This is a genomic window from Guopingia tenuis (assembly GCF_014384805.1).
In the GTDB taxonomy this organism is placed as follows: Bacteria; Bacillota; Clostridia; order Christensenellales; family Christensenellaceae; genus Guopingia; species Guopingia tenuis.
The window spans coordinates 197662-211143 of record NZ_JACRSS010000003.1; the positions used below are offsets into that span (position 1 = coordinate 197662).

Annotated in this window: 12 protein-coding genes and 1 tRNA gene; 7 read left to right on the forward strand and 6 right to left on the reverse strand. The window is 52.5% G+C overall.

Features of this window, described 5'->3' with window-relative positions; translation table 11 throughout:
• The first annotated feature begins 153 nt into the window (after nt 1–153).
• The 3 genes from H8693_RS07540 to H8693_RS07550 all read left to right on the forward strand — a co-directional run bounded on the left by H8693_RS07540 (nt 154) and on the right by H8693_RS07550 (nt 2021).
• The gene (locus tag H8693_RS07540) at nt 154–885 is read left to right on the forward strand and encodes an AzlC family ABC transporter permease (protein WP_249280476.1); all 732 of its coding nucleotides are present in this window, start codon (nt 154–156) and stop codon (nt 883–885) included.
• A complete protein-coding gene (locus tag H8693_RS07545) occupies nt 885–1211 on the forward strand; it encodes an AzlD domain-containing protein (protein WP_249280477.1) in 327 nt (108 codons plus the stop codon). Before H8693_RS07540 ends, H8693_RS07545 begins: the two co-directional genes overlap by 1 nt.
• Nucleotides 1212–1289: 78 nt before the next feature.
• A complete protein-coding gene (locus H8693_RS07550) occupies nt 1290–2021 on the forward strand; it encodes a class I SAM-dependent methyltransferase (protein WP_249280478.1) in 732 nt (243 codons plus the stop codon).
• A 520-nt stretch (nt 2022–2541) separates the two neighbouring features.
• Here the strand turns inward: H8693_RS07550 and mreB are convergent.
• A complete protein-coding gene (gene mreB / locus H8693_RS07555; RefSeq protein ID WP_178619209.1) occupies nt 2542–3591 on the reverse strand; it encodes a rod shape-determining protein in 1050 nt (349 codons plus the stop codon).
• 361 nt (nt 3592–3952) lie between these two features.
• On the opposite strand from mreB, the gene H8693_RS07560 reads away from it, so the two are divergent.
• Together H8693_RS07560 and H8693_RS07565 are read left to right on the forward strand one after the other, a co-directional pair.
• Complete coding sequence (locus H8693_RS07560; protein WP_178619207.1) at nt 3953–4168, forward strand: hypothetical protein; 216 nt, start codon at nt 3953–3955, stop codon at nt 4166–4168.
• A gap of 138 nt (nt 4169–4306) precedes the next feature.
• Nucleotides 4307–4395 (forward strand) — tRNA-Leu (locus H8693_RS07565).
• A 789-nt stretch (nt 4396–5184) separates the two neighbouring features.
• On the opposite strand, the gene H8693_RS07570 is transcribed toward H8693_RS07565, so the two are convergent.
• The 5 genes from H8693_RS07570 to H8693_RS07590 form a co-directional block, all read right to left on the reverse strand.
• Nucleotides 5185–6297, reverse strand: a complete 1113-nt coding sequence (locus tag H8693_RS07570; protein ID WP_178621607.1) for an EVE domain-containing protein — start codon at nt 6295–6297, stop codon at nt 5185–5187.
• Between the two features lie 248 nt (nt 6298–6545).
• Nucleotides 6546–6833, reverse strand: coding sequence for a Dabb family protein (locus H8693_RS07575; protein ID WP_178621605.1), 288 nt, complete (start codon nt 6831–6833; stop codon nt 6546–6548).
• Entirely contained in the window at nt 6830–7633 is an 804-nt protein-coding gene (locus H8693_RS07580) for an inositol monophosphatase family protein (protein WP_249280479.1), read from the reverse strand. Before H8693_RS07580 ends, H8693_RS07575 begins: the two co-directional genes overlap by 4 nt.
• Before the next feature lie 142 nt (nt 7634–7775).
• Nucleotides 7776–8708, reverse strand: coding sequence for a cysteine synthase A (cysK, locus tag H8693_RS07585; protein WP_249280480.1), 933 nt, complete (start codon nt 8706–8708; stop codon nt 7776–7778).
• 15 nt (nt 8709–8723) lie between these two features.
• Nucleotides 8724–10019, reverse strand: a complete 1296-nt coding sequence (locus tag H8693_RS07590; RefSeq protein WP_249280481.1) for an O-acetylhomoserine aminocarboxypropyltransferase/cysteine synthase family protein — start codon at nt 10017–10019, stop codon at nt 8724–8726.
• A 390-nt stretch (nt 10020–10409) separates the two neighbouring features.
• On the opposite strand from H8693_RS07590, the gene H8693_RS07595 reads away from it, so the two are divergent.
• The gene (locus tag H8693_RS07595; RefSeq protein ID WP_249280482.1) at nt 10410–10829 is read left to right on the forward strand and encodes an RrF2 family transcriptional regulator; all 420 of its coding nucleotides are present in this window, start codon (nt 10410–10412) and stop codon (nt 10827–10829) included.
• 711 nt (nt 10830–11540) lie between these two features.
• Nucleotides 11541–13460: a tetracycline resistance ribosomal protection protein Tet(W) gene (gene tet(W), locus H8693_RS07600; RefSeq protein ID WP_002586627.1), complete on the forward strand. Its 1920-nt coding sequence runs from the start codon at nt 11541–11543 to the stop codon at nt 13458–13460.
• Nucleotides 13461–13482: the final 22 nt, after the last annotated feature.

The following is a 13482-nucleotide window of genomic DNA, read 5'->3' on the forward strand; positions in this document are numbered from 1 at the left end:
CCCCTATGCAAGCGGTTTTTCGGGTTTTCTCCCGCGCCCCGGGCCGCATCTTTTTTCTGGACGAACCCGGCAAACTGTGCTACCATAATTTTTAGCGGTTTTGCGTGGATTTTGGGGATGCCGCGGCTGCCGATCACGAAAAGAGGTGCCTTTATGCTTTCTTCCAACCGATATCTGACCTTTTCCCGGGGGCTGCGGGACGGGCTTCCCATCGCCCTTGGATATATCTCCGTGGCCTTTGCCTTTGGGATTCTGGCCGTGGAAAAGGGTCTGCCTGCCTGGTCCCCCATCCTCATCTCCGTCACGAATTTTACAGGAACCGGCCAGTTCGCCGGCATCGATCTCATCGCCGCCATGGCCTCCTTTGCCGAGATCGCCTTTACCCTTCTCATCATCAACCTGCGGTATCTTCTCATGTCCCTTTCCCTATCCCAGCGGTTGGAGCCGGGCATGGGGCTGGGAAAGCGAATGGCCATTGCCTTTGGCATCACCGACGAAATCTTTGCCGTCGCCATCCAGAAGGAATCTCTTCTGGGCGGCAAATATCTGGCGGGTCTGATCCTCTCCTCCTATTCCGGATGGGTGGGCGGAACGGTTCTGGGCGCTCTGGCAAGCTCCCTTCTGCCTGCTTCGCTTTTGAGTGCTTTGGGGATCGCCCTCTATGCCATGTTTATCGCTATCATCATTCCCCCGGCCCGGAGCAGCCGCCCGGTCGCCCTCGTCATCCTCACAGCGGTGTGTCTGAGCTGTCTGTTCCGCTATGTCCCCTTCCTCTCCGGGCTCAGCTCGGGATGGGTCATCATCATCAGCGGGCTGGTCTCCGCCCTCATCGGCACCTTCCTCTTTCCCATGCAGGAAGACAAAGAAGAGGAGGCGGATAAATAATGGAGCTTGGACGTCTTCTTCTGGCTATTGGGGTGATGGCTCTTGTGACCTATCTGCCCCGCGTCATTCCCATCACGGTCTTTCGCAAAAAGATCAACAACGTGTATTTCAAGTCCTTCCTGAACTATATGCCCTATGGCGTTCTGGCCGCCATGGTCTTTCCCGAAGTCCTGTATTCAACAGCCAGCCTCTATTCCGCCGTTTTCGGCACGCTGGTCGCCCTGTTTCTCTCCTATAAAAAGCAGGGGCTTCTGGTGGTGGCCATTGGCGGAACGGCCGCCGTCTGGATCTGCGAACAGCTTCTCACGATGGCAGGCGTGATGTAAAAAGTCATAAGCCGGAGAAATTGGCAAAGCCGAAACACCTCCGGCCTTTCCCCGCCCGTCTCATCAAAGGAATATAAAATGAAAGAAAACCGATACGATGACGAATCCTTTTTTCAAAAATACGCAGAAATGATGCGTTCCCAGCAGGGACTGGCGGGCGCCGGCGAATGGCCAGAGCTGAAAAAGCTCCTTCCGGACTTCCGGGGGAAGCGGGTTCTGGATCTGGGATGCGGCTATGGCTGGCACTGTAAATATGCCGCCGAACAAGGCGCCCAATATGTGCTGGGAACGGATATTTCCCACAAAATGCTGGAGTCAGCGCGCCGCAAAAATGCGGATTTCCATATCGAATACCGCTGCATCGCCATGGAGGACGCGGCATTCCCGCCCGGCTCTTTTGATGTGATCCTGAGCTCTCTGGCCTTTCACTATGTGAAGGATTTCCAGGGCATGGCGGCAAACATCTTTCAATGGCTGAAAAAAGGGGGCAGTTTCGTGTTCTCGGTGGAGCATCCTGTTTTCACGGCATATGGGTCCCAGGACTGGTATTACGGCGCCGACGGCAGCATCCTTCATTTTCCCGTGGACCGTTATTATTATGAAGGGAAGCGGGACGCCGTCTTTTTGGGGGAGCAGGTCACAAAATACCATCGGACGCTGACGACCTATCTGAACACGCTTTTGGAAATCGGTTTTATTCTTCAACATGTTGTCGAGCCCCAGCCGCCGAAGGAGATGCTGGATCTTCCCGGCATGCGGGATGAGATGCGCCGCCCCCTGATGCTTCTGGTTTCGGCCCGCAAGGTATAACGATAAATGTACACATTCCGGAATCCGGCCGGATTATCCGCCGCATCGGGAAAAGAAATGGGGAATGCGCCGGCAAGCCGGACGTATCAACGTCCCAAATCCATTATTGTGTACTGTTTTTCACAAAAAAACCTTTCCTTCTCTCCTTCCTGTATCCCCTCCGTTCGTAACAGAAAGCGCGGTTTTTTCGTTTTTTAAAGATTTGTCATCCGTTTCCCCTATAAGGGAGCGCTGTTGTTTCCCCAGCCTTTGTATGCGCGCTCCGGCTATATTGGCGGCTTTGCTTTTGCCGTTTTCGCTTCCCCGTCTAGGGGATTTATTTTTTCACTGTATTTTCCAAAAGGGCCTGTCATAAGCAGCGGTCGATTTTCTGTTTTTTCGCAGAGGGCTTTCCGGCGCGCCGTTTTCCGCCAAACGGGGCTTCTCACTTCGCCGCCGTCTTTCATTGGCCTTTGGTTCATGCCGTTCCACAAAAATAAGGCCGCAGATGCCTGCGGCCTTTTGTTTCCTCGTCTGCGGCTTAGTAGTTATCGTAGTAATTGCCGCGCTTATAATCATAGATGGAATACTGGCTGAACTGATCCAGGTTTTCGATCTCCAACGCCTTTCCGGTTCCGATAGCCACGCAGGAGATGGCGTCCTCTGCCACATAGCAGGGAATCTTGCACCGCTCGGTCAGAAGCCGTTCCAGGCCATAGAGCAGCGCACCGCCGCCTGTCATGCAGATGCCGTTTTCCGCGATATCCGAAGCCAGCTCCGGAGGCGTCCGTTCCAGCACGCCATGAACCGTTTCCATGATGCTGTTTAAGGGCTCCTGGAAAGCCTCAATGGTCTCGTTGGAGCTCAGGGTGATGGTCTTGGGCAGACCAGAAATCAGGTTCCGGCCGGTGATTTCCATATAGGCTTCTTCCCGCCGCGGGAATGCCGAACCGATATTGATTTTTACTTCTTCTGCCGTCCGCTCACCGATAAGCATATTATATTTCTTTTTGACATAGCGCACCATAGCTTCGTCAAACTTGTCGCCTGCAATCTTGATGGAATCGCTGAGAACCGCTCCGCCAAGAGAAATCACGGCAATATCCGTCGTGCCGCCGCCGATGTCCAGAACCATATGGCCGACAGGCTCGCCGATATCGATGCCAGCGCCGATGGCCGCCGCAATCGGCTCTTCGATGAGGCAGGTGTTGCGTGCTCCGGCCTCCTCTGTTGCCTCAATAACCGAACGTTTTTCCACTTCGGTTACGCCGCTGGGCACGCAGACAACGACCCGGGGCTTGAAAAACAACTTGCGCCCGATGACCTTGCGCAGGAAATAGCGCAGCATCCGCTCGGTGTCGTGGAAATTCGAGATAACGCCATCCCGCAGGGGGCGCACTGCCACAATGTTGCCCGGCGTCCGGCCCAGCATGATCCGCGCCTCTTCGCCAATAGCCATCATTTTCCCGCTCTGCCGCTCCACGGCCACAACCGAAGGTTCGCGCATGACGATCCCCTTGCCCTTTACATATACCAGGACACTGGCTGTGCCCAAATCTATTCCCACATCGTTATAATCAAACCAACCCATATGTATCTCCTATACCTTCTTTAGCGATTCCGGCCTGTGCTTGTCCTTTTCCGGCACATTTTCTGCCAACATTTTCCCGCCAACCGCATGGAAAAGTATTCCCAAGGCCGTACACATATCATGATAATACATTTTTCCGTGTTTTTCAAGGATATTTTCGCGTTTCTCTCGAGTTAACAATTTTTTTACGATCTCTCACCTTTCCCTGATGAGGATTCCTGTCCGTCTCCCAACTATTCTTTCCAATAAACAGGAATTGTAACCATGGAGAAAATATTTCTGGAGATCCCCTCCCCGCTGCACCTTTTTCTTCTATATATCATAGTCTGTATTGTATCAGAAGAATGGAGGGCATGCTTTTATGACAATGTATGCAATGGTAATAGAGATCTACAACAACTGCAGCTTATTGGTTCAGGACTGCTCCACCGGCCAGGATGTCGTCGTCTTTGCGGCCAACGCCTGCCGTTTTCGGGCGGGAGAACGCATCCTCGTGGAATACAGCGGTGCCATGACCATGAGCCTGCCCCCGCAGATTTCGGCAGACTGCATCCGCCGGGTTTCGGGCTGCTGCTGAGCCTTTCCAGCCCGCCCTTTGGGGCGGGCTTTTTTATATCCAGTAAAGCAGCGGAAATGCGGGGAGATCCTTGACTTTTTCACTTCCTGTCGTTATAATAATTCGTGGTAACTACATAGAAACAGAGCTAAAATCCAAGCCGAAGTGGCGGAACTGGCAGACGCACAGGACTTAAAATCCTGCGAGGGTTAAACTTCGTACCGGTTCGATCCCGGTCTTCGGCACCACGCCACAGCAAACTGCGCTGTCCTTGAAAGCCCCGCTAAAAACGGGGCTTTTGCATACGCTCTGTTGCTGTCCTTATTCCGCGAGAAAACTCGCTCAATTTACCTGTTCGGTTGTACCCGCCACCGCGGCAGTTTGTTGTTGCTGCCACCTTCTTGTGGGTATGTGCCTTTGGCATAATTTGTTGCAAGCAAGAAGTTTAAATTTGGCAGATCAATTCACATTATAGCCAAAAATAACGCAGTACCAATGTCCCCGGTATGTTTGGGGGGCTGTTTGTCCTATTGTCGCCCCTTTTTCGCAAAAAATCCGGCTGCGTTTTCTTCAAAAAATCTTTGCTTGCCTACCACTTTTTTATGGATGCACGTCTTGCGGGCACATGTGATTTATAAAACAAAAGTTTATTTTTGATCGGTTGCCCCATCGGAGCAAAGTCTGTTTTGCTTTTTTGTTCCAAAAAAACATCGGCCCTTCCGTTGCCCGGATTCCATTCCCATCGTCTATTCACAGTCTTTGGGCTTTTGAGACGCACGGACTCTTGCAAAGTTTATAATTTATTACTGCAAATGAATTGCTTCTTTCTATACAAAATCAGTTTCTCTGCCTGCTCCGGATATTTACGACCCGCGTAATCCGGATGGCATTTGGGCAAGCTGGAGACAGACTCCTTAGATTTTATCACAGCCGCTATCTGCATGCAGCTGTAACATATCCTAAAAAGGCCGCCTAGGTAACCGGGCGGCCTTTTTTTACTCGTTTTTCTCTTGAAAGGGCTTCAGAACAGCTCCGGATCAGATGTCTGCTTCTCCCGCATATTCTTCGTATTCTTCAATTACCCTGTCGCTCATATACTGCAGCCGGTTTTCCTCAGATAATTCTTTCACCGCGTCATAGGAAAGATAGGTACAGGACTCCGCCAAAGGCCCATTTTCCAGAAAGGCAAAAACTGGCCTGGAAATCTCCATTAACACTTTTGCTTTTCGTTCCGCCGGTGCCACAATATGCGCCTTGATATTGAGATCCGGCTGCAACGCCATGAGATCTGCCATTCTCAAGATCCCCGAATAAATTGAGGTCGTGTGTTCCACTTCAAAAGCGCGCTTGATCGACCGCCTATGGATCCAGAGCACGTCAATATTTTCAATCGTGCTCAGTGTAGCTTCATTATAATTCATCGGAAGCTGCTCCAAAAGGCTTTGCTCCGCTGGCTTCCATATCTCCAAAACTCTCTGCCGGTCCGCTTTGGGCAGCCAGATATCAAACCGCATGCGCTCACCGATCATTGCCAGCAGCGCCTGTATTCTGATGGACTCTCTCTGTTCCGCCTTTTGTTGCCTTCCCGTCCCCACCGAAGACTCGTTCTCCGGAATCGTAACGGCGACCTGGCTGTCCTGGGTTTTTACAACGGAGAGCCTCAATTTTTTCTCATCCTGTTCTGTAAGCGCATATCGCTTCAGGATTTCTTTCTGCTCCATAAGGACCTTTTCCAAGTACCGGCCATCTGCATCTTTCAGCTCCCGCAGGCTCGCCCGCACCATCCCCGTCCATCCGGAGCTTCCCGGCGCCAGATTTTTTGTAAAAGACAAATGTTCCCAGATTTTACTTTCGCCAATCGGGATAGCATTTTCCGGTTCCAGCCAACAGAGCGGCTTTACCTGAAAGCGCACCTCAAACGGATCTTTTGCAGGAACAAATATGGGTGTATTATCCACAAAAAATTCGCTCGTCACTTCAAGTATCCCCACCCAACGGGAAAGCTTCGTCATATAGCAGATAAGCTTATCTCCTATTTTAACAGAAGCAGCCGTTCCCTTTTGCCGGTTCCGAAATCCCGAAATATTCCGCGCAGATTTTCCGAATGCATCATATGTATCCGGCGAAAACAAACCGATATAATAGGCCATTTTTCCTCCTTTTTCAAACAAAACGCTTCACTTTTTTGCGTACAGGCGCAAAACGGCCGCATCTCATCCCTCCGTCTGCACGTCCAACGACAAAATCATGAGAAATCCCATCAATTTTGGTTTATTATACCACATTATGAATAGATTTTCCCATTTTTTTACAAAAAAATGCGGCAGTATCCTAATACTCTGCCGCTGTAATTCCCATAAATTTTTTATCGCCTCCGGCGCAGCCTTTTCCTATCTGTCTAAACCTCATAATCCACCGCCGCGCTGGCCGTGCGGATGGATTTGCAGAAGGCGGAAATCTCCAGATGCCGGGGGTTTTGCTGATAGCTGGCCAGATCCTCCATGGAGGCAAATTCGCTCACCAACACTGCGTCGTAGCTGCGCTCCGAGGGGCGGATGTTGATCCCCACTTCCATGGAACGCACCTCCGGAAGCTCCTTTCCCAGCGCCAGCAGGCGCTCCCGAAAACGCATCATGTTCTCTTCTTCTCCCTCTTTGAATTTCCACATCACGATATGCCGGATCATTTTCTCTCTCCTTTCAGGCGCGCTGCCTGCTCATCTACAATTCTATAAATCTCCCTGCATATAGCGGGATTGCCGGTGAGCACACCCACCGGGTTGTCATAGCGGATGTCACTGCCCTGCAGGCCGGTGACAGCACAGCCCGCTTCCCGGGCGACCACCGATGCCGCCGCATAATCCCAGGGCTGAATGCGGATCTCAAAATAGGCGTCGCATTTGCCGCAGGCCGTATAGCAGATATCCAGGGCCGCCGATCCCGACCGGCGCACATCCGCGCAGCGGTCAAACACAGCCTTGGCCGCGGCAAAGGTCAGATCTGCCAGCTCCTGGTAATAGGTAGCCGTGCCAAAGAGGATGACGGCGTCCTCCATCCCGCGATTGGCGGCATGAATGGGCTGTCCGTTCAGAAAAGCGCCCTGATTCTCGATCCCCACATACATTTCCTCCAGATAGGGATTATAGACCACGCCTGCAACGCCCCGGCCATCCTGTACCAGACCGATGGAAATGCAGGAATGCTTATATCCCAGCATATAGTTTGTGGTGCCGTCGATAGGATCGATAATCCAGTTGTATCCGGGCTTCAAGCGATTCTGCTCGCTCTCCTCGGCAAAGAAATTCGCCCCGGGAAGCAGGCCGGCAAGCCCTTCAATAATATACTTTTGGGAAGCCAGGTCCATGCTGGTGACAAAGTTGGCGTGTCCCTCCTTTACAAAGACCTCCGGGTGTTTCGCCTCGGTAATCAGCCGCCCGGCGCCCCGGGCAACCTCCTGCATCTTTTCTGCGATTTCTTTTAATTCCATGTTTGCTCCTATCTATTCCGGCCCCACTCTTTCCGCCCTTATTATAGACCCCTTTCCCCGCCGCGTCCAGCATTTTTTGCCGCGCAGCGAAGAAAGGGGAAAGGGCAGACGTTTCTGCTTTTCAGAGAGAAAGAATGCGGTTTTAATCTGCAAAGAGCGACGTGGACAGATAACGGTCGCCGGTATCCGGCAGCAGGACGACAATGGTCTTTCCCGCATTTTCTTCCCGGTTCGCCAACTGGATGGCGGCATGCACGGCTGCGCCCGAAGAAATCCCCACCAGCACGCCCTCTCTGCGCCCGATTTCCTTTCCGGCGGCAAAGGCGTCCTGGTTGGTCACAGTGAGGATCTCGTCATAGACTTTTGTATCCAGCACGTCGGGCACAAACCCCGCGCCAATGCCCTGAATCTTATGCGGGCCCGCCGCACCCCCGGAAAGCACGGGGGAATCCGCCGGCTCCACCGCGACGATTTTCACCGCGGGATTTTTGGATTTCAGGTATTCTCCAACGCCCGTAATGGTGCCCCCGGTGCCTACGCCCGCCACAAAGATATCCACCTTGCCGTCGGTATCCGCATAGATCTCCGGGCCGGTGTGTTCAAAATGCGCCTTGGGATTGGCCGGATTGACAAACTGCCCCGGAACAAAACTGCCCGGAATCCCCTTCGCCAGTTCCCCGGCCTTTTCAATGGCCCCCTTCATCCCTTTTGCGCCGTCTGTCAGCACCAGTTCGGCCCCATAGGCCTTCATCAGCTGGCGCCGTTCCACCGACATGGTTTCCGGCATGACGATGAGAATACGGTATCCCTTTGCGGCCGCCACCGCCGCCAGGCCAATGCCGGTGTTGCCCGAAGTCGGCTCGATGATAACGCTGCCCGGGCGCAGCCGGCCCGATGCCTCCGCCGCATCGATCATCGCCCTGGCGATGCGGTCCTTGACGGATCCTGCGGGATTGAAATATTCCAGCTTCGCCAGAATCCGGGCCTTTAAACCCCGTTCCCTTTCGATATGCGTAAGCTCCAAAAGGGGCGTGTTTCCTATTAACTGGTCAGCCGAAGTGTAAATGCGTGCCATAATGATTTCCTCCTGTTATTTCAAAAGATTTTGGACGGCGGCAAATCCCAGATCCAGATCCGCCAGGATGTCGTCGATATGCTCGGTTCCGATGGAGAGGCGGATGGTGTTGGGCCGGATCCCCTGCGCCGCCAGCTCCTCTCCGGTCAGCTGGGAATGCGTCGTCGTGGCCGGATGGATGACCAGGCTCTTCACATCCGCCACATTGGCCAGCAGAGAGAAGATTTTCAGATGATCGATAAACGCATGGGCCTCTGTCTGACCGCCCTTGATTTCAAAGGTGAAGATGGATGCGCCGCCGTTGGGAAAATATTTCTGATAGAGCGCGTGGTCGGGGTGCTCCGGCAGAGATGGATGGTTCACCTTTTCCACCAGCGGATGCTCGCGCAGGTATTCCACTACCTTTTTTGTGTTCTCCGCATGGCGGTCCAGCCGGAGAGACAGCGTCTCCACGCCCTGCAGCAGCAGGAACGCATGAAAGGGGGAGATTGCCGCGCCGGTATCCCGGAGCAGAATGGCGCGGATATAGGTGACAAAGGCCGCCGGGCCTGCCGCATCAGCAAAGGAAACGCCGTGATAGCTGGGATTGGGCTCGGCAATGGCCGGATATCTCCCGCTGGCTTTCCAGTCGAACCTTCCGGAATCCACGATAATCCCGCCCAGCGTCGTTCCATGGCCGCCGATGAATTTGGTCGCCGAATGCACCACGATATCTGCGCCATGTTCAATTGGCCGGATGAGATAGGGCGTTCCAAAGGTGTTGTCGATAACGAGAGGCAGGCCGTGGCGGTGAGCAATGGCAGCGATTGCGTCGATATCCGGGATATCGCTGTTGGGATTGCCCAGGGTTTCCAAATAGATGGCCCGGGTGTTCTCTTGAATCGCGCCCTCTACCTCCGCCAGATTATGGGCGTCCACGAAGGTAGCCGTAATGCCATAGTGGGGAAGCGTATGGGCCAGCAGGTTATAGCTCCCGCCGTAAATCGTCTTTTGAGAGACGATGTGGCCGCCGTCTGCCGCCAGCGCCTCGATGGTATAAGTGATGGCAGCCGCCCCGGAGGCCAGCGCCAGCGCCGCCGAGCCGCCTTCCAGCGCCGCCAGCCTCTTTTCCAGGACGTCCTGCGTCGAGTTCGTTAGGCGGCCATAAATATTCCCCGCATCGGCCAATCCAAAACGGGCCGCTGCATGAGCGGAATTTTTAAATACATAGGAGGTCGTCTGATAGATGGGGACCGCCCGGGCGTCGGTTGCCGGATCTGCCTCTTCCTGTCCAACGTGCAGCTGCAGGGTTTCAAATTTATAATTGCTCATTTCTCTTTCCTCTCTTTTCTCATATTCTTTCCATTTTTCCAATAAAAAAACCGGGGCTTCTCCAAAGCTCCCGGGCAGACGGCGCATGCGCATTGTTCAGGCGCATATTACAGGCGCGGCCGAAAACAGGCAAAAGCGCCTGGCCATGGAATATGCCCGGGAGAAACGCATTCGGCAGCAACACATCATGGAATTCCAAAGGGCAATGTTTCTCGCGGTCATTTTCTTCGCCTCCTCACATTCTGGTCTTTTAACCTTATGGGAATATCATATGCCCATAAACCTATCTTGTCAATAGGTTTATAGGTTTTTTGTGGAAAAATTTTTCCGCATCTTGAAAAAACCTATTACCCCGCGGTATAATAGGTTTATAGAATAGGAGATATACATATGATTTCAACGAAGGGAAGATACGCCCTGCGGGTGATGATCGATCTGGCGGAACAGGCTCCCGAAGCCTTCATCCCTCTGGATGCAATCGCCGCCCGCCAGGGGATATCCAAAAAATATCTGGAAAGCATTCTGAAAATTCTGGTTCAGAAAAAGCTGCTCAAGGGGTTGCGTGGGAAAGGCGGCGGATACCGCCTGACGCGCCGGGCGGAGGAATATACCGTTGGAGAAATTTTGGAGCTGACGGAGGGCACGCTGGCGCCGGTGGCCTGTCTGGAAGCCGCAGCCGAGCCCTGCCCCCGAAAGGAAACATGCAAAACCCTGCCCATGTGGACGCGTTTTGACACCCTTGTGCATGACTTTTTCTATTCCATTACCCTCGCCGATCTGGCGGAGAAGCCGCCAGAGGAGCCGGAATAACCGGGGCGCACGGATCGGCTGTGCCGGAAAGTTTCTGTTATCTGCCGTGAATAAATGCTCATGTACGGTAAGGAAGCAAGCAACCGAAAACAAGAGATAGACCGCCAGCACTACACTATTCCGAACCAAAGACCAAAAGATAAGCATTGTGGGAAAATCTAAACTTTTGGATTTTCCTACAATGCCAACTACGGCGGAATCCCTCCCACTCCTTATATCTTTCTGTATACATTGAATTTGTATTTAGTAAAATGCAGACAACACCACGGATCGGCTTTTGGTTGGACAATTCCAACCAAACACCACAGCAGACAGCAGAAAACATTCTGAACGCTAGGAAGCCGGTATGATTGTTACATATAAGGGGAAGAAAAATTTCTTTTAGGTACTTGCTTTCCTAAAACTGATGTGATACAATGATTTAATCCAGAAAAGGAGTAAAAAATATGCGGCAAGGTATTCTTAAATAAAACTATAATCAAATAGTGGGAACAAAGGATTATGATAGCTCCTTTTGTAGGGGCTTAGTTTTTTGTACCCAATTTAAGAATACTTTTGCCTTATCAATTTTGACATATCCCCAAAAACAGCAATCACAAACAGGTGTATGCTGTATATGTGTATGTCCGCAACTTATAATCCCCAGTGGTAAAAGTATTTTACTGCTGGGGATTTTTATGCCCTTTGGGGCTGTAAAGGGAGGACAATCACATGAAAATAATCAATATTGGAATTCTTGCCCATGTAGACGCTGGAAAGACGACCTTGACGGAGAGCCTGCTATATGCCAGCGGAGCCATTTCAGAACCGGGGAGCGTCGAAAAAGGGACAACGAGGACGGACACCATGTTTTTGGAGCGGCAGCGTGGGATTACCATTCAAGCGGCAGTCACTTCCTTCCAGTGGCACAGATGTAAAGTTAACATTGTGGATACGCCCGGCCACATGGATTTTTTGGCGGAGGTGTACCGCTCTTTGGCTGTTTTAGATGGGGCCATCTTGGTGATCTCCGCTAAAGATGGCGTGCAGGCCCAGACCCGTATTCTGTTCCATGCCCTGCGGAAAATGAACATTCCCACCGTTATCTTTATCAACAAGATCGACCAGGCTGGCGTTGATTTGCAGAGCGTGGTTCAGTCTGTTCGGGATAAGCTCTCCGCCGATATTATCATCAAGCAGACGGTGTCGCTGTCCCCGGAAATAGTCCTGGAGGAAAATACCGACATAGAAGCATGGGATGCGGTCATCGAAAATAACGATGAATTATTGGAAAAGTATATCGCAGGAGAACCAATCAGCCGGGAAAAACTTGCGCGGGAGGAACAGCAGCGGGTTCAAGACGCCTCCCTGTTCCCAGTCTATCATGGCAGCGCCAAAAATGGCCTTGGCATTCAACCGTTGATGGATGCGGTGACAGGGCTGTTCCAACCGATTGGGGAACAGGGGGGCGCCGCCCTATGCGGCAGCGTTTTCAAGGTTGAGTACACCGATTGCGGCCAGCGGCGTGTCTATCTACGGTTATACAGCGGAACGCTGCGCCTGCGGGATACGGTGGCCCTGGCCGGGAGAGAAAAGCTGAAAATCACAGAGATGCGTATTCCATCCAAAGGGGAAATTGTTCGGACAGACACCGCTTATCAGGGTGAAATTGTTATCCTTCCCAGCGACAGCGTGAGGTTAAACGATGTATTAGGGGACCAAACCCGGCTCCCTCGTAAAAGGTGGCGCGAGGACCCCCTCCCCATGCTGCGGACGACGATTGCGCCGAAAACGGCAGCGCAAAGAGAACGGCTGCTGGACGCTCTTACGCAACTTGCGGATACTGACCCGCTTTTGCGTTGCGAAGTGGATTCCATCACCCATGAGATCATTCTTTCTTTTTTGGGCCGGGTGCAGTTGGAGGTTGTTTCCGCTTTGCTGTCGGAAAAATACAAGCTTGAAACAGTGGTAAAGGAACCCTCCGTCATTTATATGGAGCGGCCGCTCAAAGCAGCCAGCCACACCATCCATATCGAGGTGCCGCCCAACCCGTTTTGGGCATCCATAGGACTGTCTGTTACACCACTCTCGCTTGGCTCCGGTGTACAATACGAGAGCCGGGTTTCGCTGGGATACTTGAACCAGAGTTTTCAAAACGCTGTCAGGGATGGTATCCGTTACGGGCTGGAGCAGGGCTTGTTCGGCTGGAACGTAACGGACTGTAAGATTTGCTTTGAATACGGGCTTTATTACAGTCCGGTCAGCACGCCGGCGGACTTCCGCTCATTGGCCCCGATTGTATTGGAACAGGCATTGAAGGAATCGGGGACGCAGCTGCTGGAACCTTATCTCTCCTTCATCCTCTATGCGCCCCAGGAATACCTTTCCAGGGCTTATCATGATGCACCGAAATACTGTGCCACCATCGAAACGGCCCAGGTAAAAAAGGATGAAGTTGTCTTTACTGGCGAGATTCCCGCCCGCTGTATACAGGCATACCGTACTGATCTGGCCTTTTACACCAACGGGCGGAGCGTATGCCTTACAGAGCTGAAAGGATATCAGGCCGCTGTCGGTCAGCCGGTCATCCAGCCCCGCCGTCCAAACAGCCGCCTGGACAAGGTGCGCCATATGTTTCAGAAGGTAATGTAAAGATACATAATCGTCAAGACGG